General features: G+C 33.2%; 17 protein-coding genes. 7 read left to right on the forward strand and 10 right to left on the reverse strand.

The features are described 5' to 3' along the window. Positions 1 to 4 precede the first annotated feature (4 nt). Together ACXGQT_RS09400 and ACXGQT_RS09405 are read right to left on the reverse strand one after the other, a co-directional pair. Positions 5 to 937 (reverse strand): PorP/SprF family type IX secretion system membrane protein, encoded by a 933-nt coding sequence (locus ACXGQT_RS09400; RefSeq protein WP_457828341.1) that lies wholly within the window; start codon positions 935 to 937, stop codon positions 5 to 7. 5 nt (positions 938 to 942) lie between these two features. Next, on the reverse strand, positions 943 to 5586 hold the full coding sequence (locus ACXGQT_RS09405) for an Ig-like domain-containing protein (RefSeq protein WP_457828342.1): 4644 nt from the start codon (positions 5584 to 5586) through the stop codon (positions 943 to 945). A gap of 428 nt (positions 5587 to 6014) precedes the next feature. On the opposite strand from ACXGQT_RS09405, the gene ACXGQT_RS09410 reads away from it, so the two are divergent. The 3 genes from ACXGQT_RS09410 to fsa are packed head-to-tail and all read left to right on the forward strand — an operon-like array spanning position 6015 to position 8233. Beyond that, on the forward strand, positions 6015 to 6878 hold the full coding sequence (locus ACXGQT_RS09410) for a sigma-70 family RNA polymerase sigma factor (protein WP_068827853.1): 864 nt from the start codon (positions 6015 to 6017) through the stop codon (positions 6876 to 6878). Between the two features lie 25 nt (positions 6879 to 6903). Further along, the gene (rpe, locus tag ACXGQT_RS09415) at positions 6904 to 7560 is read left to right on the forward strand and encodes a ribulose-phosphate 3-epimerase (RefSeq protein WP_457828343.1); all 657 of its coding nucleotides are present in this window, start codon (positions 6904 to 6906) and stop codon (positions 7558 to 7560) included. A 19-nt stretch (positions 7561 to 7579) separates the two neighbouring features. Next, on the forward strand, positions 7580 to 8233 hold the full coding sequence (gene fsa, locus ACXGQT_RS09420) for a fructose-6-phosphate aldolase (protein WP_457828344.1): 654 nt from the start codon (positions 7580 to 7582) through the stop codon (positions 8231 to 8233). Positions 8234 to 8282: 49 nt separating this feature from the next. Here fsa and ACXGQT_RS09425 read toward each other — a convergent pair whose 3' ends face one another. Next, positions 8283 to 9077: a DUF2797 domain-containing protein gene (locus ACXGQT_RS09425; RefSeq protein WP_457828345.1), complete on the reverse strand. Its 795-nt coding sequence runs from the start codon at positions 9075 to 9077 to the stop codon at positions 8283 to 8285. 65 nt (positions 9078 to 9142) lie between these two features. Between ACXGQT_RS09425 and ACXGQT_RS09430 the strand changes: the two genes are divergently transcribed. Then, positions 9143 to 10681 (forward strand): GH3 auxin-responsive promoter family protein, encoded by a 1539-nt coding sequence (locus tag ACXGQT_RS09430; protein ID WP_457828346.1) that lies wholly within the window; start codon positions 9143 to 9145, stop codon positions 10679 to 10681. Here the strand turns inward: ACXGQT_RS09430 and ACXGQT_RS09435 are convergent. From ACXGQT_RS09435 to topA, 7 genes are all read right to left on the reverse strand, one after another. Continuing rightward, the gene (locus ACXGQT_RS09435) at positions 10665 to 12440 is read right to left on the reverse strand and encodes a lysophospholipid acyltransferase family protein (RefSeq protein ID WP_457828347.1); all 1776 of its coding nucleotides are present in this window, start codon (positions 12438 to 12440) and stop codon (positions 10665 to 10667) included. The two genes, ACXGQT_RS09430 and ACXGQT_RS09435, sit on opposite strands and share 17 nt — an antisense overlap. Before the next feature lie 94 nt (positions 12441 to 12534). After that, positions 12535 to 13446, reverse strand: a complete 912-nt coding sequence (gene porN, locus ACXGQT_RS09440; protein WP_457828348.1) for a type IX secretion system ring subunit PorN/GldN — start codon at positions 13444 to 13446, stop codon at positions 12535 to 12537. A gap of 8 nt (positions 13447 to 13454) precedes the next feature. Beyond that, positions 13455 to 15020 carry a type IX secretion system motor protein PorM/GldM gene (gene porM / locus ACXGQT_RS09445; protein WP_457828349.1) on the reverse strand — a complete coding sequence of 522 codons (1566 nt, stop codon included), beginning with the start codon at positions 15018 to 15020 and terminating at the stop codon, positions 13455 to 13457. A gap of 49 nt (positions 15021 to 15069) precedes the next feature. Further along, complete coding sequence (porL, locus tag ACXGQT_RS09450; protein ID WP_457828350.1) at positions 15070 to 15744, reverse strand: type IX secretion system motor protein PorL/GldL; 675 nt, start codon at positions 15742 to 15744, stop codon at positions 15070 to 15072. 48 nt (positions 15745 to 15792) lie between these two features. Further along, positions 15793 to 17169 (reverse strand): T9SS ring complex lipoprotein PorK/GldK, encoded by a 1377-nt coding sequence (gene porK / locus ACXGQT_RS09455; protein ID WP_457828351.1) that lies wholly within the window; start codon positions 17167 to 17169, stop codon positions 15793 to 15795. A 94-nt stretch (positions 17170 to 17263) separates the two neighbouring features. Beyond that, entirely contained in the window at positions 17264 to 18418 is a 1155-nt protein-coding gene (locus ACXGQT_RS09460) for a formimidoylglutamase (protein ID WP_457828352.1), read from the reverse strand. A gap of 13 nt (positions 18419 to 18431) precedes the next feature. Further along, positions 18432 to 20945: a type I DNA topoisomerase gene (topA, locus tag ACXGQT_RS09465; RefSeq protein ID WP_457828353.1), complete on the reverse strand. Its 2514-nt coding sequence runs from the start codon at positions 20943 to 20945 to the stop codon at positions 18432 to 18434. A gap of 170 nt (positions 20946 to 21115) precedes the next feature. Between topA and miaB the strand changes: the two genes are divergently transcribed. Genes miaB through ACXGQT_RS09480 form a run of 3 tightly spaced genes read left to right on the forward strand, consistent with a single transcriptional unit; the run spans position 21116 to position 24372 of the window. Beyond that, the gene (miaB, locus tag ACXGQT_RS09470; RefSeq protein WP_457828354.1) at positions 21116 to 22570 is read left to right on the forward strand and encodes a tRNA (N6-isopentenyl adenosine(37)-C2)-methylthiotransferase MiaB; all 1455 of its coding nucleotides are present in this window, start codon (positions 21116 to 21118) and stop codon (positions 22568 to 22570) included. Between the two features lie 22 nt (positions 22571 to 22592). After that, positions 22593 to 23834 (forward strand): sigma-54 interaction domain-containing protein, encoded by a 1242-nt coding sequence (locus tag ACXGQT_RS09475; protein WP_457828355.1) that lies wholly within the window; start codon positions 22593 to 22595, stop codon positions 23832 to 23834. Between the two features lie 28 nt (positions 23835 to 23862). Next, positions 23863 to 24372, forward strand: coding sequence for an LptE family protein (locus tag ACXGQT_RS09480; protein WP_457828356.1), 510 nt, complete (start codon positions 23863 to 23865; stop codon positions 24370 to 24372). The last annotated feature ends 3 nt before the right edge of the window (positions 24373 to 24375 follow it).

The raw sequence follows: 24375 nt of genomic DNA on the forward strand, positions 1-24375 counted from the left end.
TTTTTTAAAAAAATCTTGGAGACTGAATGGTTCTAAGTTTATTTGGCAAGGTAAAACGAAGCATAATTTCGTGAGACCCATCATCTGTTGTAGACAATTCATTAAGCGTATAATCATAGGCATAACCCACATATAAAGTAGAACTTAAATGGATTCCTGCTAAAAAACTAACAATATTAGTAGATCTATAAGAGGCTCCTAACCTAACCACATCACTTATTAAAAAGTTAGCAGAATAATCTACCACCAAAGGAGATTCTTGAGCAAACCTAGCCAAGACAGCAGGCTTAAATTTTAATGAAGAAGAAAGATCAAAAACATAACCTCCTATTAACAAAAACTGAAAATTATGATCAACCATTCCTCCTTCATCAGAGGAATAATATTTGTTTTTTAATAAATTAGGAACAGATAAGCCTATGTACCATTTATCGGTATACGTCATAATTCCAGCCCCCAACAACGGATCAAACTCATTTTTTCTATTGTTTAACAATGGATCATTTTCTTGAACTGCAGATCCTCTATTAAAATCTACATTTAATAAAGATCCACCTCCGCTAAGTCCAAAGGAAGTAAACACGTTGGTGGCTAATTTAATTTCATAAGATAAATTAGCCGTAAAATGAGTATGACTTGTTGGTCCAATTTTATCGTGAATAATATTTAAACCCGACCCTATTCCACTATAACCTCCAGGAAGTAAAGCCGAAAAAGTTAATGTTTGTGGTGCTCCTTGTACTCCAGACCATTGGCTACGACCTAAAGCGGTAAATGTAACCTCATCTTGAGTGCTAATATAGGCAGGATTATAAGCCATAGTGTTATTTACATACTGGGTGTACTGTGGTTCTTCTTGTCCGTATACGCTAACTACCATAATTAAAGTAATTAACAAGAAAATGTTCTTTATATAATTTCTTTCTTTTTTCATCATTTTAATTATTTAGTTATTTGAATCCATCCTGTTTTTGGCTTACTTCCATTGTTTAATTCTAAATGATAGAAATAAGTTCCGTTTGCCAATTGCTCACCTCTATTTACTATGGTACTGGTTTTATTAGCTACCCCATCCCAATTGTTTTTGTAATTCTTTTGTTCATAAACAATTGCACCATATCTATCAAAAATTCGCAATACCGTATTATTATAATTTTCAATACAGGATATCGTTAAATAATCATTAATACCATCTCCATTAGGAGTCATATGATTGTATATTTTTAAACAAGTTGGCTCTACCAATATTTGCACGGTATTGTTTCCACTACTAGCATCTTGTGGAGTAGAACCTGTTAATGAAGCGGTGTTTAAATAATTCCCTGATGAATTTACACTCACCGTTAAAGTCAACTGTGCACCACCTCTACCAATCATAGATGGAATACTCCATATTCCTGTAGAAGGACTATATGTTCCCATAGTGCTTGTATTACTTACATACGTAAATCCACTTGTTAAAATTTCAGACACCGTAATATTCATAAAAGCAGATGTGTTTGATGTATTTACAACCGTAACTGTAAATGTTATTTCCTCTCCAATTTCTGGGTTTATATTATCTACCGTTGCATTGATAATTAAATCATCACTACTTCTTGTTTGACAATTACCTGTAACTCCTATTGGAAAAGATTTTGAACTTGTTAAATAACATCCACCAGAAACAGAAACATCTATTTTGGTATTAATCAAACTTGTCCACTGTACCTCTATAGTATGGTCATTAGTAGTTCCACCAGAAACAATCATTCCTCCTTCTACATTCCAACTATAAGGAGCCAAGCCAGATGGAAGTTCGTATGTTTTAGTTGTTCCTAAACACACATCGGCAACTTCACCTGTTAACAATAATTCTTCTCCAAGAATTACTTCTACTTCTAATCTAGAAGTACCTTCACAACCTGTATCGACATTCGCTGCATAATACAGTCCTCCATCAATTAACAAATCAGTATCTGTATAGGCTGTTCCTCCTGTAGCTTGGCTATACCAAACAATAGTTCCTGATGCTGTTGCACTTAAATTGGCAATAGTAGGGGTTGCTGTAGTACAAAAACTCTGGATATTATTGGTTGTGGTTGGAATAGAAGGGTTACTTACTACTGCTGTTACTTCTAATCGGTTGCTACTTTCGCATGTCCCATCATTATTTGCAGCATAGTATGTTGTTCCATCACTTAAAGCATCGGTACTTGCATAAGCTGTTCCTCCGCTAGCTTGGTTATACCAAACCAATGTTCCGGAAGATGTTGCACTCAAATCGGCAATGGTTGGATTGGCTACTGCACAAAAACTTTGCGTTCCATTGACTGTGGTTGGGGTTGTAGCATCATTCATAGCTACAGTTACTTCCAACCTACTACTACTTTCACAACCTCCATCATTATTTGCAGCATAATATTTGATTCCATCGCTTAAAGCATCGGTACTCGCATAAGCTGTTCCTCCACTAGGCTGATTATACCAAACCAATGTTCCAGAAGCTGTAGCACTTAAATCGGCAATGGTTGGATTGTCCACTACACAAAAACTTTGCGTTGCATTGGCTGTGGTTGGGACTGATGGATTACTTACCTGAGCGGTAACCTCTAATCGACTACTACTTTCACAACCTCTATCTAAGTTTACTGCATAATATTTGATTCCATTACTCAAAACATCTGTACTTGCATAAACAGTTCCGCCTGTTGCTTGATTATACCACACTAATGTTCCTGATGCTGTTGCGTTTAAATCTGCTATGGTTGGATTGTCCACTGCACAAAAACTTTGCGTTGTATTGGCTGTGGTTGGGACTGATGGATTACTTACCTGAGCGGTAACCTCTAATCGACTACTACTTTCACAACCTCCATCATTATTCGCAGCATAGTATTTTGTATCATCACTTAAAGCATCGGTACTCGCATAAGCCGTTCCTCCACTTGGCTGATTATACCACACTAATGTTCCTGATGCTGTTGCGTTTAAATCTGCTATGGTTGGATTGTCCACTGTACAAAAACTTTGCATTGTGTTAGCTGTTGTTGGAGTTGTAGCATCATTCACAGTTGCTGTTACTTCCAATCGATTACTACTTTCACAACCTCCATCATTATTAGCTGCATAATATTTGGTTCCATCACTTAAAGCATCGGTACTCGCATAAGCTGTTCCTCCACTTGGCTGATTATACCAAACCAATGTTCCAGAAGCTGTAGCACTCAAATCAGCAACAGTAGGATTGTCTACAGCACAAAAACTTTGCGTTGCATTGGCTGTACTTGGAGTTGTAGTATCGTTAACAACCACCGTAACCTCTAATCGGGTACTGCTTTCGCAAGTTCCTACCACATTTGCTGCATAATATTTGATTCCATCACTCAAAGCATCTGTATTATTATATGCTGTTCCTCCTGTTGATTGATTATACCAAACAATAGTTCCTGTTGCTATTGTTGCAGATAAATTAGCTATTGTTGGATTATCTACAGCACAAAAACTTTGTGTTGCATTGACTGTGGTTGGAATTGAAGGATCGTCTATTTCCACCACTACTTCTAAACGAGTATCACTTTCACAACCACCATCACTATTAGCCGCATAATAAGTAATTCCATTTGCCAAAGCATCTGTGTTATTGTATGCCGTTCCTCCTGTTGATTGATTGTACCAAACCACAGTTCCTGATGCCGTAACATTTAAATCGGCTATTGTTGGATTATCAACCGTACAAAAACTCTGTGTTGCATTAGTTGTAGTAGGGGTTGATGGATTGTTCACAACTACAGTAATTCCTAATCGAGTGCTACTCTCACAACCACCATCACTATTAGTTGCATAATAAGTAGTTCCATCTACCAAAGCATCGGTGTTATTATATGCAGTACCTCCAATAGCTTGATTGTACCAAATTAACGTTCCTGAGGCAGTAGCATTTAAATTTGCTATTGTTGGATTGTTTATAGCACAAAATGATTGATTGATACTTGTTGTGGTTGGAACTGATGGATTGTTTACCTCTACAGTTATCTCTAATCGAGTACTACTTTCACAACTACCCACGGTATTTGCAGCATAGTATTTTGTCCCATTCACTAAAGCATCGGTATTACTATATACAGTTCCCCCAGTAGCTTGATTGTACCATGTTATATCACCAGAATCAACATTCACAGATAAATTAGCAATGGTTGGATTATCTACAGCACAAAAACTTTGTGTGATGTTTGTTGTTGTAGGGACTGCTGTATCTGAAATAACAACCGTAACTGCTACTCTTGAAAGACTTTCGCAACTACCATCCAAAGTTGCAGCATAATATACCGTTCCATCTACCAAAGCATCGGTAGCATTGTAAGCTGTTCCTCCTGTTTCTTGGTTATACCAAACTACCGAACCTGTTGTTACCGTAGCCTGTAAATTTGCCACTGTAGCATTTTGAACAGTACAAAAAGACTGTGTTTCTTGAGCAGGAGTTAGTGCTGGAGGAGCAGGAGTTACTTGAGCACCAAACAAATCTACTTGCTGTGCTATATTCACTCCTAATGGAGATACTAAAGTTACACGTAACGCATCAAAAGCTACTCCTGGAGTCACCGATATTCTTCGAACATCTCCACCTGCTGAAGGAAGAATAGTTAACAAACTAGCTGCATCTGCAGTAGTAGTATAAACTACAATCCCATCATTTAAAAGCTCTATATTAACATTTTGTAGTACCGCTACATTTACCAAAACCCCTTCTCTCCCTCTAATATTTAACTCTAACCTGTCTGTAGTTTTAGCCTCTGTAGCAAACTCTATGTTTTGAGACATAGAAGCCAATGCACTTACCACTCCAACACTAATTTCAGAATAAGTATTTGCATCGTTATCTATAGCATGTTCTGGATTATTTACTCCAAACCCACCTAAATTCAATAAATCTAGGGTAATGCCACTTCCGTCATACGAAGTAAAAACCCCTTGTGGGTTACAAATAACTGAACTTGGATCTAAATAAAAAGCATGATGTACATTGATAAAATTAGTAGTTCCTAGTAACAATGCGTTTGTATTGTCTTTAATAACCACTGATTTATAATCTGCTATAGGAGTAATGGCAAAAAACACTTCTCCAGCTTGATTTCTAACAACTTTTAAATAGGAGGAAGAATTGATATTGTCAGATCTTCCTGTAAGCAAATTATTATTGGAAGCATCTAAGGCAGATACCTCCACATAATGATCACCCAGAACAATTGTTCCAACTACATTAGCCAATGCTGTTCCCAAAGAACCACCTAGCAATAAATCTAACAATCCAGTGCCACCATCATCAACCCTAATATAAGTTGTAGTATTTGCAGGAACAACACTAGAAAACTCTAATTTAAGCTCTCCTGCATAGGCTCCACCGCCGAGTAAAAAACCACCATAGGATTTTACCGTAGCAAAACTATCATTATTTGCAGTTGCATTGGTTTCGTTATCTACTCGATTTCCCGTAGACAACTCGCTAGCAGATGTAGCGTAAATTTCTTGAGCATACAAAGAAGTTCTTCCAAACAATGTAAACAAGCACATTAGAATGATTGTGTAGAAGTAATTTTTCTTTCTCATAATTAAAATTTAAATGATATCACTATTTAATATCACTCGGTATCAAAATTCAATGACAGAATTATAACACAAGTGATGTGTTCACAAAAATGTTGATGTAAAATTTTAACAATGCTTAAAACGGGGTAACAACAGACTAGTAATAAAAACTAGTTAAACGTAGTTCATTTTGAAGATTCTCTTTTTCATGGGTATTTTTTTAGCAACTACTTAAAATTAACAAATGTTTATTTATAAAACAAAATTACAATACAATAAAATTAACAAATGTTTATTTGTAACAACGAGCAAAAAAACATAGATCACTAATAATCAGATAAATAAATTTAAACAAAAATAAATCTTAAATAAGTACGTTGCTTTTGTAACAAAAAACACTTTATACTCGTATTTAGAAAGACATATAAAAGTTTAACAAGTAAAATTCAATGAGACAACTTAAAATCACCAAGCAGGTTACCAATCGTGAAACAGCTTCTTTAGATAAATACTTACAAGAAATTGGAAAAGTAGATTTGATTACTGCCGACATGGAGGTAGAATTAGCACAGAGAATTAAAGCTGGAGACCAAGCTGCTTTAGAGCGTTTAACCAAAGCCAATTTACGTTTCGTAGTATCGGTAGCTAAGCAGTACCAAAACCAAGGATTGACTTTACCAGATTTAATTAACGAAGGAAACTTAGGGTTAATTAAAGCTGCTAAACGTTTTGATGAAACTCGTGGTTTTAAATTTATCTCTTATGCTGTTTGGTGGATTCGTCAATCTATTTTACAAGCATTGGCAGAACAATCTCGTATTGTACGTTTACCGTTAAACAAAATTGGTTCTATTAATAAAATCAATAAAATGTATGCCTTCTTAGAGCAAGAAAATGAACGCCCACCCTCTGCAGAAGAAATAGCTAAGAAATTAGATATGACTGTAAATGATGTAAAAGAGTCTATGAAAAACTCTGGACGTCATGTATCTATGGATGCTCCTTTAATTGAAGGTGAAGACTCTAACTTATATGATGTATTAAATTCAGGAGAATCTCCAAACCCTGACAGAACTTTATTACACGAATCTTTAAAAGTTGAAATTGAAAGAGCTTTAGAAACCTTAACACCTAGAGAGGCTGATGTGGTTCGTTTATACTTTGGTTTAGGAGAACACCAACCTATGACTTTAGAAGAAATTGGAGAAACTTTTGATTTAACTCGTGAACGTGTTCGTCAGATTAAAGAAAAGGCTATTCGTAGATTAAAGCATACATCAAGAAGTAAAATTTTAATGACTTACCTAGGTTAGTCTAACCTATCATACAAAAACAAAGATGAGTAAATTAGTCGCTCCATCGGTATTAGCAGCCGATTTTGCAAACATCCAACGTGATGTAGAAATGATTAACAGTAGTGAAGCTGATTGGTTTCACATTGATATTATGGATGGGGTTTTTGTACCTAACATTTCTTTTGGAATGCCAGTAGTACAAGCCATTAAAAAACATGCTACCAAACCTTTAGATGTACATTTAATGATTGTGAATCCTGATCAATACATTAAAACATTTAAAGAAATTGGAGCTGATATTTTAACTGTTCACTACGAAGCTTGTACTCATTTACACAGAACCATTCAATCAATTAAAGCCGAAGGAATGCAAGCAGGTGTGGCTTTAAATCCACATACTCCAATTGCTGTATTAGAAGATATTATACAAGAATTAGATTTAGTGTGTATTATGAGTGTAAATCCTGGTTTTGGAGGACAATCATTTATAGAAAACACCTACACCAAAATACAGCAATTAAAAAACTTAATCACTTTTAAAGGTTGTAATACCAAAATTGAAATTGATGGAGGAGTAACCAATAAAAATGCAAATAATTTAATTGAAGTTGGTGCAGATGTATTAGTAGCTGGTAGTTTTGTTTTTGGAGCTAAAGATCCAATTGCAACAGTAAAAGAATTAAAAGAAATGATTAACTAATCACATAAAATTAAAACAAATGAAATTTTTTATTGACACTGCGGATTTAGAACAAATTAAAGAAGCACAAGCATTAGGTGTTTTAGATGGTGTTACTACCAATCCATCATTGATGGCTAAAATCGGAGTAAAAGGACAAGAGAACATTATCAACCATTACAAAGCTATTTGCGAAATTGTTGATGGTGATGTAAGTGCTGAGGTTATTTCTACTGACTTTGACGGAATGGTTAAAGAAGGAGAAGCTCTAGCTGCCTTAAACCCACAAATTGTAGTAAAATTACCTATGATTAAAGATGGTATCAAGGCTTGTAAATACTTTAGCTCTAAAGGAATTAGAACTAATGTTACTTTGGTGTTCTCTGTAGGTCAAGCAATTTTAGCTGCCAAAGCAGGTGCTACTTATGTATCTCCTTTTATTGGTCGTTTGGATGATATTTCTACTGACGGTTTACATTTGATTAATGAAATTAGAGAAGTTTACGACAATTATATGTTTGAAACTGAAATATTAGCTGCATCTGTAAGACACACTATGCATATTGTAGATTGTGCTAAGATTGGTGCAGATGTAATGACAGGGCCATTGTCTGCTATTGAAGGATTAATGAAGCACCCTTTAACTGATAGTGGATTGGCTACATTTTTAGAAGATGCGAAAAAATTTCAATAAGAAATTTTAAAACTACAATAAAAAAAACCGAGACACTGTCTCGGTTTTTTTATGCTATATCTAAACTTACTTTGTACCCTTCATAAGATCTAATGTTAAATACTTTTCCATCTTCAAATATTAAATATTGACCTTTAATTCCTTTTAAAACTCCCTCGTAAAAATTTTCCTTATCTAAGTTTAAACTCCCTACCTTAATCGGGTAATTTTCTACAGGATAATTCAACTCTAAAACTTCATTTTCCTCAACATAATACTCTTTGGTTTCTTCAGGTAAGTACTGTTTTAATTCTTTTTTTACTTTGATCAAATCCTCATCAGCAACATTGTTTTTTAACATTTTTTGCCAACTGGTTTTATCGCTTACATATTCTTTTAAGGCAACTTCGGTAATTCCTGCTAAGTATCTATTTGGTACTTCGACAAAAGGAATAGCTTTGTTTGCTCCTTGATCTATCCAACGGGTTGGAATTTGAGTTTTTCTGGTAACTCCTACTTTAATGTTGCTAGACAAAGCCAAATAAACAATATGTGGTTGTAACTGTGCTTTCTCTTCATAAGCCAAATTTCTATCTTCAATCCCTAAATGAGCAGTACTTAATTCTGGTTTCATTACCCAATCAGCCACATTAGGTTGCTCATAAAAACACTCATAACAGTGCCCTTGTCTAAAAATCTTTTTTTCTTTACCACAACACAAACATTGGTATCCTTGAAAAGTAATAGCAATAGATTTGTTTAACAATTGATTTAAATTCAATACATGACTATCTGTAGACAAATAATACTGAACTTGATCCTTATTTTCTGTAGTCATTTTAGTTAATACACCGTGGAATTTCATAGAAAAAAGTTATTTTAGAGGCTCAAAGATATTCATTTTTAATTGTATTAAGTACTTTTACTTCTATGACATTACCCATATTAAACTCAATTATTTCATGGTTTCTTAAAAAAAGAAAGCATCAAGTAGAGCTTTTTTTAAAATATCCTGTAGAAGTTCAAAATGAACAATTACTTAAATTATTAGAAGCTGCAGCTAAAACAAGCTACGGTAAAAAATATCGTTTTAAAAGAATAAATAGTTACCAAGCTTTTCAAAATAGTGTTCCACTAATGAACTACGAAGCTTTAAGTCCTTATATAGAAGAACAAAGAAATACTGGAAAAAGTATTTTATGGGACAATAAAATAAAGTGGTATGCAAAATCTAGTGGAACTACCAATGCAAAAAGCAAATTTATTCCTGTAAGTGAAGATGCCATCAAACTATGTCATTTTAAAGGAGGAAAAGACATGCTTACTTTGTTCTATAATAATAACGAAGATGCTAAACTTTTTACTGGTAAAAATTTGCGACTAGGAGGAAGTAGTGCTGTATATGAAAACAATGAATCCTATTTTGGTGATTTATCGGCAATTATAATAGAAAATCTCCCTCTTTGGGCGGATATGAGTAGTGCTCCTAAACAAGAGGTGGCTTTAATGAGTGAATGGGAAGCCAAAATGGATGCCATTATTAAAGAAACTGTTCATGAAAACATTACTAGTTTGGCTGGTGTTCCTTCTTGGATGTTGGTTTTATTAGAACGAGTATTAAAGCACACAGGTAAAAATAATATTTTAGAAGTGTGGCCTAATTTGGAGGTTTACTTTCACGGAGGTGTAAATTTTTCTCCGTATAAAGAACAATACAAAAAACTAATTCCATCAGACACTTTTAAATATTACGAAACCTACAATGCTTCTGAAGGATTTTTTGCCATTCAAGATCAAAATGATAGTGATGAACTTTTATTAATGTTAGACTACGGAATTTTTTATGAATTTATACCAATGGACGAGTACAAAAGTATATACTCTAAAGCCATTCCGTTATCAGAAGTTGAAATAAATAAAAATTATGCTTTGGTAATTACCACCAACGCTGGTTTGTGGAGATATATTATTGGAGACACTATTAAATTTACCTCTACCTTTCCTCACAGAATTAAAATTACTGGTAGAACCAAACACTTTATCAATGCGTTTGGAGAAGAATTGATTATAGAAAATGCAGAACAAGCTTTAGAAGTAGCCTGTAAAACAACCCACTCAACAATTAAAGAATATACTGTTGCTCCTGTTTTTATGGAAGCTAATACCAAAGGAAGTCACGAATGGTTGATTGAATTTGATAATCAACCTAATGATATTGAAATCTTTAAACAAGCATTAGACAATGCCTTAAAAGAAATTAATTCTGATTACGAGGCCAAAAGATATAAAGATATGACTTTAACAAGTCCAATTATTAGTCTTGCTCACAAAAACCAATTTCACAATTGGTTAAAAAGCAAAAACAAATTAGGAGGACAACACAAGGTTCCAAGACTACTTAATGATAGATCTTTTATTGAAGAAATAAAACAATATACTTTAGAAGGAAATTTTAATTTTCTAAGGTAACATCTTTTAAAATAGGCTCAATAGTCTCTTTAGGAATGTCTTTTATCCTCATAAAAATTAAGGCATCAATAGCATCGTTAAAATCATTATCTACATTATAGGCTACAAACTTTGCATTTTGTTTGATGTATTGTTTAATCAACACAGGCAAACGCAACTTATCCCCTTCTACTTCTTTAATAATACTGTCTAACTTTTTAACATCTCCATTGATAAAATTACTCATGTAATCAAACTCATTTGTAGTTAAATCAATTTTAAACGGATTTTTAGAAGATATAAAACCAGCTACCTCATCATTTCTATAATACGTATCTAAAAAGCTCATCATTACAGATTTTGAGTAATTGGTAAATAAATTACTAATGGTTGCTCCCCCCATTAAATATTCGTACTGTGGATATTTTACTGTAACTGCTGCAATTCCTCTCCATAGTAAAAATAAGGACATGGGTTTTTGCTGATATTCTGGCACAATAAAAGCCCTACCCATTTCAATAGTTTTGGGTAATTTTTCATCCATTTCTGAAGTGAATCTAAAAAACGTAGACACATAAAAACTTTTAAAACCATTACGTTTAAAAATTTCCTCACCTAACCCCATTCTATAAGCCCCAACAAAACGTTGATCTGTGGTATTCCACAAAATTAAATGATGGTAATAATCATCATATTTATCCAAATCACATTTTTTGTTAGTTCCTTCACCAATCAATCTAAAAGTCATTTCTCTTAACCTACCTATTTCTTCCATTAAATTTGGAATTACATCTGCTTTGGTTAAATAAACTTCGTATTCATTAGAAACAAACAGTCTTTTTTTATTTTCTCTAATAGCATCAATTTCTTTACAAATATCATCGTGATTTTTAGGCAAAGCTATCTCTTTGGCTTTTTTCATCAAACGATTTCTGTACTCTAAAATCTGTTTTCTTTTTCTTAAAAAGGATTTAGACAACAAATATGTTTTTCCTCTTAAAAAGCTATTTAAAGTAGCAATATCATGTAATTGTTGTATTTCTTTTTCTCTAATAGGAGTTCCTATTTTTATATGGATAACTTGTTTACTTTTGTTATTTAATTCTGATGGCAGTTTTAACGTTCTTAACACACCACTAATTTTTGCCAATCTATAAAACCAAAGACTATTTTTAGCATGAAAATATATTGGCACTACAGGAACATTGGCTTTTTTTATCAATTTTATAGCTCCTTCTTCCCAAACATTGTCCACATAAATATTTCTTTCCTTAATGGTAGAAACTTCTCCTGCTGGAAAAATACCTAAAGGATTTCCTTCCTTAAGATGTTTTAAGGCAGCTATTAATCCTTTTACGCTTGATATATCATCCTTTCTATCTTCAAAAGGATTTACGGGTAATACATAAGGTTTTATCGGTTCAATTTTATGCAATAAAAAATTCGCTATAATTTTATAATCTGGTCTAGCCTCTAATAAAATTCTAAGTAATAAAACACCATCTATTCCTCCTAACGGATGGTTAGATACAGAAACAAACGCTCCCTCTTTGGGAATTTTAGCCAAATCTGTTTCCGAAATATGATAAGTAATACCATACTCATTTAACAAACCATCTAAAAAAGAAATTCCTTCTTTGTGTTTGTGTTTGTCATAAACCTTATTGGCTTTATTCAATCTTGTAGCAAACAGAAAAAAACGTCCAACCAAATTACCCAACACAGGTATTTTGTTTAGTTTTAGCAATGCAGAAAAATCCTTAGAACTCACTAACGGCATAATCAAACTTTAATTCATAGCTTACAAGAATAAAAAAAAACTTTCACAAATCGTGAAAGTTTTTTTTTATTCTTGTATTAATAATTTGATATGCTTAATAAGTCCACATATCAGATTCTAAATCTCTTATCTCGTTTTTAATATTTTGAGCTTCTCTTAACTGAAATAAAGAATTACCTCTTATATACTCGTTAATACTTCTATTCCCAAACATGTTTTCTTCTCTAATAATTACCGAAGCAAAATCTCTAATATTTAATAAATAATCAAAAGATTCTGTGTATGCAGCAAAGCCTCCTTTTACAGGACGAGCATGGTGTAATACGTTTCTAGCATCAGGATAAAACACCCAAAATAAAGGATAAATTTCATCATCTACCACATCATCTCTACCAATTGTTTGTACATCTGGAGCCAATGGTGCTATAGCTAACAAACGATAGTTCATTTGTCCTGTACGCTTATTAAAGTACCAAATTCCTTTAATTTGGAAAGCTTTAATATCTCTTGATTTGATATAGTTTCTGTCTATGTATTCATCAATATTGGTTTCTCCTTGATTTAACATATCGTAACCATAACTAGCGGTATCAACTCTAACTAATTTTTTTTCTATCTCAGAAACTGGTAATTTGTTAATAAACTGTGAATCTTCATAAACCTCAACAATATTTCCGTTTCTAATGTTTTCTAACAAATTAGTAAATAACGATTTTGATGTTGGGGAATTATTATCATCGTTTACAGGATAATACAAACGATAATTTGCTTTTTGATATAAATCAATAGTTTCCCAAACTACTTTAGACCACAAGATATCTCTTTCATCAACATATTCATATGGTAATGGTTTGTCTTGATCTATCCTTACTCGGTCATCAGGCTTTACTCCTATTTCTGAAACTTTCTTAGCATTTAACAATCCATAATTAGATTGAGAAAAAGCCACAGACACTGTTGCAAAAAACAGGAACAAAAAGCTATTTATTAATTTATTATTTTTCATTCTAGTTATTAATTAGAAATTTCTACGCTTATTGGCAATACCTCTTTAAGCTTATATGATGAGTTTCCTACTATTCCGGCTCTAATACCAAAGATAGTAACAATATCTCCTCTACCAGCAGATGCTATTGCTTTTTGTGCTTGAGCATTCATTCTGTTACCATTTACAATTACAGTTGTTTTTCCTGGTACTTTTACTTTAAAACTCAACACATTTAAATTTAAATCAAATTCAAAATCAGGTAAGGCAGCCGCTATAGACGATTTTGCCAAACTTGACTTAGGCATGCTAATAGACCCAAATTCTCCTCGAATACTTGCTTGTGGAGCAGGAATATCTTTAATTCTAAACGTTACTGGAGCAGATTTAATACTTTCTCCAGCATCTGTAGTTCCTGTTACATTTATTTGAACAGAAGTTCCACCTCCTGGTCTTAACACATAGCTAGAACCATTTACTCTTCTTAAACCAGCTGCACTAGCATTTATTTTATTAGCATTAATACCCGCCATAGAAATGGTAATAGGGTTGTCTATTCCTCTATAAACCACATTCATTTTATCAGCAGAAATAACCGCTCCACTTGGTTTTGGTACTACTGCATAATTACTTTCTACAGGAATTTTAACTTCTTTTCCGTTTTCTATAAACGTAAATTCTCCCGTAATCGTATTTTCTCCAACTTTACCCGAAGGCAACGCTAACGAAACAACTCCGTTGTTAAAAATTTTATTGTCGTTTAAATCTAATGTTTTACCATTAATTACAACTTTATTAGGCACTTTAGAATCATCTCTACTTGCCAATAATACTTCTCCTACAAATTTTTCACCTTCAAAAAAGGCTGTTTTGCTAGGAATAACCAATGCTTTTAAATTGTTAGCAGAAGTTGCTTTTTTTAACCTTCCTGAAACAAAATTTGTTAAAGCTTCATTTTCTATATTTAGCACCGCACTTTCCATACTCGATAAAATAGCAATGGTACCAATAGCAGGAATTCCTTTAAAGTTATACTCTAACCACTCTTTTTTGGTAACAGCGTTTATTTTTACAGGTTCGGTGTTAAAACTAGCGTTTATTTGATTTACAATATTTGGATATGCTGAAATTAACTTTAACATTTCCTCTCTATATACATTAACTGCCGCTACAAATTTCTCTCCAGCCTTACTATTTTTATCTCCTGCAAAAAGAAATTCATCCATTAAATCTCCTTTATCCATTTCCGTTGCAGGTAATTTATCTGTTTCCGGATCTATAGGATTGGCTTCTTTAATTTTATTTTTTAAAACAGCTATTTCTTCAATAAAACTTTTAGAAATAACATCTACTTTAAGAGCTGTTTGATATATTTCTGCATACTGTGCCGCATTTTCTTTACTTAATTGACCTAAATCTCCTAAGGTTATTTTATTTTTTTCAATCCCTTGTTCAATTGCATCTTCAGATCTCTCATACATTTTAGCAAATGCTTCCATTACCTCAACTGATACCTGCATTGCTAATAAGGCTAGCAATACCAGATACATAAGGTTTATCATTTTCTGCCTAGGGCTTAATTTTGCTCCTGCCATAAAGACTTTAGTTTTTTAATTTAGTACTATAATTTATTATGATCTGAGCTTATTTACTTCCTCCCATTGCAGTTAACATACCTCCATATACATTGTTTAAAGAAGCTATGTTTTTAGATAATGTTTCCATTTGCTTGGTTAATTCCTCTGATTTTTCTGAAACAGAACTAACCAACTTAGATTGATTGTTTAGCACTTCCATTTGAGCAGATTGTACTTTGTTCATGCTATCTTCTTGAGTAGCATACATAGCATTGATCTTTTCTAAATGATTTGCTGCTGCATTTATTTCTTTATTGTATTTACTAGTATCTGCAACAGAACCTGAACTTTCTCCTATTTGCTTTGCAGCATCAGAAAGGTTGTTCATACTTGTTGTTAATTTGTTGATGACATTTGCATCTAAATTAGAAGCAGCCAACATTTCATCTATCTTTTTAGTCAACACCCCCTCCGGAGTTTCTTCTTTTTTCTTTTTTGATGAACTTGTTCCACTTCCTGTTAACTCTGGATATACCAATGCCCAATCTAATTCTTCTTTAGGTAATGGTTCAAAAGCAGAAATCACAAATATTAAAGCTTCAGTACCTAGACCAATAATCAACATTTCACTAGCAAAATCCCAGTGCATTAATTTAAACAATGCTCCCAAAATAACAATTGCCCCTCCTAATCCATAAGCCATTGCCATAAATTTCTTAAATCCTGTTGAGTTTAAATCCATAAGTGTAAAAAATAGTGTTTGTGTTAATTTTTATTGTTGCTTTTTTGTTTAATAATTAAGTCCTCCCCATTTAGCATCACCTAAGTAATCCTGTACGGTTCTAAACCCAATATAACTTTTTGTAGAGTCTGCATATTCATAATCTCTAGTACCTACCTCTAAAAAGTATGCAATGTCTTTCCACGACCCACCTTTAATAACTTTTCTTTTATTAGAAGGATCGTCCACATCTGTATTTAAAGAACTTGTAATATAAGCAGCTGTAGTATTATAGGCAGTTGATGTCCATTCTGAAACATTTCCAGCCATATTATACAACCCATAATCATTGGCTTTAAAAGATTTTGCCTCTACTGTGTAGGTAAATCCATCGGCGGCAAAATTGTTTCTTTTTGGTTTAAAATTGGCTAGGTAATACCCGTTTCTATCTGTTACATAGGGACCTCCCCAAGGGAATTTTCCATTTTCTATTCCTCCACGAGCAGCAAACTCCCACTCCGCTTCAGTAGGCAACCTAAAATCTGGCACTTGTACTCCAGAACCAATAGCTCTTAAAAAATCATCTTTCTTTTTAGTTCTCCAATTACAAAATGCTTTGGCTTGATTCCATGATACTCCAACCACTGGGTAAGCCTCAAATGCAGCATGCCAAAAATAATTATCAACCATTACATCATTATGCGAATATTCAAAATCTTTAGCCCAAACTGTGGTATCTGGATATACATTTATATCTACCTCGGCATAATTATTTTTCTTTGCAATATTTGTCTTATTTTGTTTTGTATTAGCTATGTAAGAATATTTTAATAAAGTAATATCAAATACCTTCATACCTCCAACATCTTCTTGTGGTAAATACAATTGATCCATTACTTCGGCATATCCTTCATCAGGATACTCATCAGCTCTCCAATACAAGGGTAATTTCCAATTTAAAGGTAATGTCCCTTTATGGTTTTGTTGAATAGTTCCATATGTTTTTAACATATAATTTTGATATGGAGTATACTTATCTGGATCTGCAGTTGCATCAGCATCTAAATATTTATAATCTCCTATTCCAAAATCAGATTTATCATCTAAAGTAGAAAATCCTTCGGCATAATTAGCCAACTCAGACCTAACGATGGAATCCCTTACCCAATACACAAATTCTTTATATTCACTATTGGTAATTTCAGTATCATCCATAAAAAACTCTTTTACAGCAACACTTCTAGGAGGCATTTCAAAACCACCCCACCTATTTTCTTCTGTTTTTCCCATGGTAAAAGAACCTCCAGGAACCAATACCATTCCAAAAGGTTTTTCTGCAAACCACGGGTTTTCAGATGTTGCTCCTACAAGTTCTCCTTTATCTCCAAAACCACTACAACTTATTAGTGTAATGTATGCTATGGATAAGAACAGTAATTTTTTCATATTATCTCTTTGCATCTTTTATAGAATTGCGTAAACTTAGAAAAAAAATCCAAATCAACAATGAAAGACCTTGCCATATTCTTTCATTATAAACTTATGATATTTTCCTGTGAACGTTAAACCATCTTTCTGGCACTTTTTGCTCTATAGTGTTTAAATAATCATCATAAGAACAAGGCACTAAAACATGTCGTTTATATTTGGATTCTGTAGGTATGTCTACCTGCATCCACCACCTTTGACTTTTATCACTTTGATAAAAACTAATTGTTTCATTTTCAAACGGAACCAAATACTTTAAATAATTATCTTTTGATCCGTATGGGTAATCATTTGTTCGTAAACAGTAACCTTCTACAAAATACCATATTACTTGAGAAATTAGCTTACTTGTTTGGCTATTAATATCAAACAACTTATTGTATTCGTAAATTCCAAATGATGTTACTTTATCGCTAATACCTGCATATCTTGCAATGGCACATAAATCATCACCATATATTCCGTTTGGATTGGCATTTCCATTAGCTGGAGCTTCACCACACCTAACAACTCCCATATCAATTGCCACAATATCTGCATCTCTCATTACAGGTTCTACTATGGTTATGTCTTTTAATGCTCCTACTCTATAAGCTTCAAAACTCAACCCTTCTATCAAAGCAATTTCTTCTTGAGAATTGTAATAAGTTTGATATCCTAAATTTGCATAATTAAACAAGTTACAAGGCTGTTCTAAAATAATTTTACTTAAATAAGATGTGGAATTTAAATGATCTTCTACTTTACCAAAACTAAACTTTGGACTTGCTACAGCCAAGTTTACTGCCTGATCTAACTGATTATACCCTCTATAATTGGCATAAATTAAATCTTGACCACCCCCAATAATAATTGGCAAAATATTCTTTTTTAACAAAAAAGCCACTGTTTCTTGAACGGCATAATAGGTATCTTTGATTTCATTTCCTGCTCTGATGGAACCTAAATCTGCAATTGAAACTTTCCAGTTACCATGATGTAGTTTATAAAACTCTTTACGAATTTCATCTCCACCAATTCCAGTTCCTTCATTATCTATGGCTCCTCTTCCTTCTCTAACATCAAAAAAAGCAAGATTGATTTGATCTAATACTGGAAAGCCTTGTGCCAATGTATGTTTGATTAGCTGAGTTCCTAAAACGCCCTCTTTACCTTCAATGCTTGTAAGCACCTCAGTGCTAATAGGAACAAAAAAATCTTGAATCATGATTTAGATAATACTATTTTTTCTTAGTCGTTTTTTTAGCTGCTGTTTTTTTTGCAGGAGCTTTTTTTGCTCTTGTTTTCTTTTTGGGAGCATTTTTCTCAATAATGTCCTGTACTTCTTCTAACGTAAGAGCAGGTGCATCTATTGTTTTGGCTAGTTCAATTTTTGTTTTTCCTTTAATAATATTGTGTCTTCCCCAACGAGCTTTCTCTACTCTAATTCCTTCTTCTTCCCAGTTATGAACAACTTTATCAATCTCTTTTTGTTTCTTGGTTTCAATTAATTCAACAATATCATCATTAGATAAATTATCAAAATCGTATTTTTTATTTACGTTGATAAACATTCCGTTCCACTTGATAAAAGGCCCAAAACGCCCCACTCCTTTTTGCACAGGTAAGTTTTCATACTCAGCAATTGGTGCATCTGCTTTTATTTTTGCTTCAATTAACTCTACAGCTCTGTCAAAATCTACAGACATAGGATCTTCTCCTCTATCTAAAGAAACATACATAGCACCGTATTTAATATAGGGTCCAAAACGTCCATTAGAAACTACGGCTTCTTCCCCTTTATAGTCTCCTAAATTTTTAGGCAATAAAAATAAATCTAATACCTCTTCTAAAGTAACTGTTCCAAGGTTTTGCTCCTTTAACAAACTTGCAAATTCCTTTTCTTCATCATCGGGATCTCCAATTTGAGCCAAAGGCCCAAACTTACCTAAACGTACTAAAACAGTTTTTCCAGACTCTGGATGCTTTCCTAAAATACGCTCTCCACTCTCTCTATCGGCATTTTCGGCAACATCTTTTACATTGGTATGAAAACCTTTGTAAAAATCTTTAATCATACCAATCCATTCCTCATTTCCTTCCGCAATTTCATCAAAATGAGCTTCTACTTTTGCTGTAAACCCATAATCTAAAATTTTATCAAAATGAGCTACTAAAAAGTCGTTTACAATATTTCCAATATCCGTTGGAACCAACTTTCCTTTGTCTGAACCTACTTTTTCTGTTAAAGTTTTTGATGCTACTTTATTGTTTTTTAAAACAAATTGCTCATAAGCCCTTTCTTCTCCCTCAACAGTTCCTTTTTCTACATAACCTCTACGTAAAACTGTAGAAATGGTTGGAGCGTACGTTGATGGACGTCCAATTCCTAACTCTTCTAACTGCTTTACCAAAGATGCTTCTGTAAATCGGTAAGGTGCTTTTGAAAAACGCTGTGTAGCGGTAATATATTCATGCTCTAAAACATCACCAACCGTTAAACGTGGTAACATTCCGTCTTGCTCTTCATCTTCGTTATCTGTTCCTTCTAAATACACTTTTAAGAACCCTTCAAACTTTATCATTTCACCATTTGCAGTAAAAACTTTGTCATTTTGATTGTTCTCAATTTTAACATTGGTACGCTCTAATTGTGCATCGCTCATTTGCGAAGCCAAAGTTCTCTTCCAAATCAAATCATACAATCTATTTTGATCGTATTCTTGATTGATTTCATGGTTTGTCATATCTGTAGGACGAATGGCCTCGTGTGCCTCTTGTGCTCCTTTAGATTTGTTATTGTAATTTCTAGGCTTACTAAACTCTTTTCCATAAGAAGCTGTAATTTCATCTGCTGCTGCTTTTTTTGCTTCTTCAGATAAGTTTACACTATCAGTTCTCATGTAAGTTATAATCCCTGCTTCATACAAACGTTGAGCAACAGTCATGGTTTTTGATACTGAAAAACCTAACTTTCTTGCTGCCTCTTGTTGTAAAGTTGAAGTAGTAAAAGGTGCTGCCGGAGATTTTTTGGCTGGTTTGGTTATTAAATCTGCAATTTTAAATTCCGCTCCTACACATTCATTTAAAAAAGCTTCTGCCTCTTCACGTGTATCAAATGCCTTTGGAATGCTTGCTTTAAAACTTTTTCCTTCATCATTATAAAACTCAGCCACTACTTTGTAACTGGCTTCGCTCACAAAATCTAAAATACTACGCTCTCTTTCTACAATTAAACGTACTGCTACAGATTGAACTCTACCTGCAGACAAACCTGCTTTTACTTTTCTCCATAAAACTGGAGACAATTCATATCCAACAATTCTATCTAAAACCCTACGTGCTTGTTGAGCATCAACCAAATTATAGTTAATTTTTCTTGGGTTCTCCACTGCTTTTAAAATAGCAGATTTGGTAATTTCATGAAAAACAATACGTTTGGTATTCTCTTCCTTAAGTTTTAACTGTTCTTTTAAATGCCAAGCAATTGCCTCCCCTTCACGGTCCTCATCACTTGCTAGCCAAACAGTTTCTGCTTTTTTTGCCAAAGATTTTAATTTCCTAACGACTGCTTTTTTATCATCGGACACTAAATATGTTGGAGAAAAATCGCCATCAACATCAATTCCCAATCCGTTTGACGGTAAATCTGCAATGTGTCCAAAACTAGACTCCACTTGAAAATCCTTCCCTAAAAACTTCTCTATTGTCTTTGCCTTTGCAGGTGACTCTACTATTACCAGATTATTCGCCATAAATAAATTACCCCTTTTTAAATCTATAATTCTTCACAAAAGTAGGGAGAAAAATTAAAACCTATATTCTAATTTCATCTTTTAAGATTTTCTTATTCACATCTCTTATGACAAGATGTCACAAATCGTAAATTTTATTGTAAATTTGCATCCTTAGAAAATCACAAAAAATGAGTAGAGTTACAACAGAAGAAAAGATTATTGATGCAAACAAGCAGGGGCATCCTCTTTCTACTGACTTTAAGGAAGGTAACACCAAAAAACTTTATATAGAAAGTTATGGTTGCCAAATGAATATGAACGATAGTGAAATTGTTGCTTCTATCTTATCCGAAACAGGATACAATACCACTTTAAACCTAGAAGAGGCTGATTTGGTAATGGTAAACACTTGTTCTATTCGTGAAAAAGCAGAACAAACCATTAGAAAACGTTTGCAAAAATACAATGCCATTAAAAAAATAAACCCTAGCATGAAGGTTGGTGTTCTGGGTTGTATGGCTGAACGTTTAAAATCTAAGTTTTTAGAGGAAGAAAAAATTGTAGACTTAGTCGTTGGACCTGATGCTTATAGAGATTTACCAAACTTATTAGAAGAAGTAAACGAAGGTAGAAACGCTGTAAATGTAATTTTATCTAAAGAAGAAACCTATGCTGATGTTTCTCCTGTTCGTTTAAATTCTAACGGAGTTTCTGCATTTGTAACCATTACCCGTGGTTGTGATAATATGTGTACTTTTTGTGTAGTTCCTTTTACTCGTGGAAGAGAAAGATCTAGAGATCCACAAAGTATTATTTCTGAAATTAAAGATTTACAAGCCAAAGGATATAAAGAAGTAACCCTATTGGGTCAGAACGTTGATAGTTATCTTTGGTACGGTGGTGGATTAAAAAAAGATTTTAGCAAAGCAAGTGATATTGCCAAAGCGACTGCTGTTGGATTTGCCGATTTGTTAAAAATGGTTGCAAGTACTTTTCCAGAAATGTGGGTAAGATTTTTCACCAACAATCCACAAGATATGGACATCAATGTACTTCATACCATGGTTAAATATCCAAATATTTGTAGGTACTTACATTTACCTGTCCAATCTGGAAGTACTACTGTGCTAGAAAGAATGAATCGTCAACATACTCGTGAAGAATACATGGAGTTAATTGATAATATTAAAACTTTGTTACCCGACTGTGCTATTTCTCAAGATATGATTGTTGGTTTTTGTGGTGAAACAGAAGAAGAACATAAAGATACTTTGTCATTAATGGAATATGTAAATTATGATTATGGATTTATGTTTGCTTATTCGGAAAGACCAGGAACATTGGCCGAGAAAAAATTTCCAGATGATGTACCTGCTGAAGATAAAAAGAGACGTTTACAAGAGGTAATAGATTTACAAAGAAAAATGAGCCTTGCTAACACTGAAGCTTATTTAGGAAAAACCGTTGTTGCTTTAATAGAAGGAAATTCTAAAAAATCAGACCAACATTGGATGGCTAGAAACTCGCAAAACTATGCCATTGTTTTCCCTAAAGGAGATCAAAAAGTAGGAGATTTTGTAAAAGTTAAAATTACAGATTGTACTTCGGCAACATTATTGGGAGAATACATAAGTCACTCTTAAAATTATCATCAAAAAAACAATTATGGAATCTGTTCAAGTAATTAAACAGCGTTTTGGAATTATAGGAAACGATCCCAAATTAAATAGATCAATAGAAAAAGCAACTCGTGTTGCCCCTACTGATATTTCTGTATTGGTAGCAGGTGAAAGTGGTGTAGGAAAAGAAAGTATTCCTAAAATTATTCATTCATTATCACAAAGAAAACACAACAATTACATTGCTGTAAACTGTGGTGCCATTCCTGAAGGAACTATTGATAGTGAATTGTTTGGTCACGAAAAAGGAGCTTTTACCGGAGCAACCAACACTCGTAAAGGTTATTTTGAAGTTGCCAATGGTGGAACTATTTTTTTAGATGAAGTAGGTGAATTGCCTTTAACAACACAAGTACGCTTGTTACGTGTTTTAGAAAATGGCGAATTTATAAAAGTGGGTTCTTCGGAAGTTCAAAAAACAGATGTTAGAATCGTTGCAGCCACCAATGTAAAAATGATGGAAGCTATAAAAAAAGGAAAATTTAGAGAAGATTTATACTATAGACTAAGTACTATAGAAATTGAATTACCTCCTTTAAGAAACAGAAACGAAGACATTCACCTATTATTTAGAAAATTCGCATCGGACTTTGCTCAAAAATATAAAATGCCAACAGTAAGATTAACAAATGATGCTGTGGAACTATTATTGAGATATCATTTTCCTGGAAATATCCGTCAATTAAGAAATATTGCTGAACAAATTTCTGTAATTGAAGAAAACAGAAGTGTTGATGCTAACAAACTAAAACAATATTTACCTAATTTAAGTTCATCATCATTACCAATGATTATTGATGAGAACAACTCATTTAACGAAGAAAAGTCAGGATTATTAAAAATGATATACGACTTAAAAGCTGAATTAAACGAACTTAAAAAAGTAACATTAAACATTATGCATGGTAGCAAAGTTAAAGAAGCAGAAGCTTTTTTAGAAACCTCTACCACCAAAGCATTGGCTCCTGCTAACAGCATAAGAAATAATAATTCAAACTTGGTTTCTTTTCATCATGAAAACGAGATTCACGAAGATGATGATCATGATGAAGATTATTACAATATAGAAACTGTTGAAGAAGATGAGAATTTATCTTTACAAGACAAAGAAATAGAAATGATTAAAAAATCTTTGGAGCGCAATAGCAACAAACGTAAGTTAGCTGCCAAAGAATTAGGAATTTCTGAAAGAACCTTATATCGAAAAATAAAACAGTATAATTTATAAACTATATTTGTTTAACAACCCTTACATTATGTTTAAAAAAATCTTTCCTAAAATATTAATCATCAGTGCATTTTGCAGTATTGTTAGTTGTGGTATATATAGCTTTACTGGAGGTGATGTTGGGAATGCTAAAACCATTCAGGTAGATTTTTTTAACAACAATGCTAATTTGGTTGAGCCTAGCTTAAGTCAGGCTTTTACTTTGGCCTTACAAGATTTCTTTATTACCCAAACCAATCTTGATTTGGTTAAAAGCAGTGGTGATTTACAATTTGAAGGGGAAATAACAAGATATAGCATTACCCCTATGACCGCTACAGCCGACCAAACGGCAGCACAAAACAGGTTAACAGTTGAAGTTAATGTTCGTTTTTATAACAGAACAGATGAAAAGAAGAATTTTGAAAAAAGATTTAGCCACTTTTATGATTATGATGCCAATGCTATATTACAAGGAGCGAGTTTAGAAACGGCTTATGAAGAAATTTTTGAAAGAATTACTCAAAATATTTTTAACGCATCTGTAGCCAACTGGTAAAAT

This window comes from Wenyingzhuangia sp. IMCC45467 (assembly GCF_054111205.1).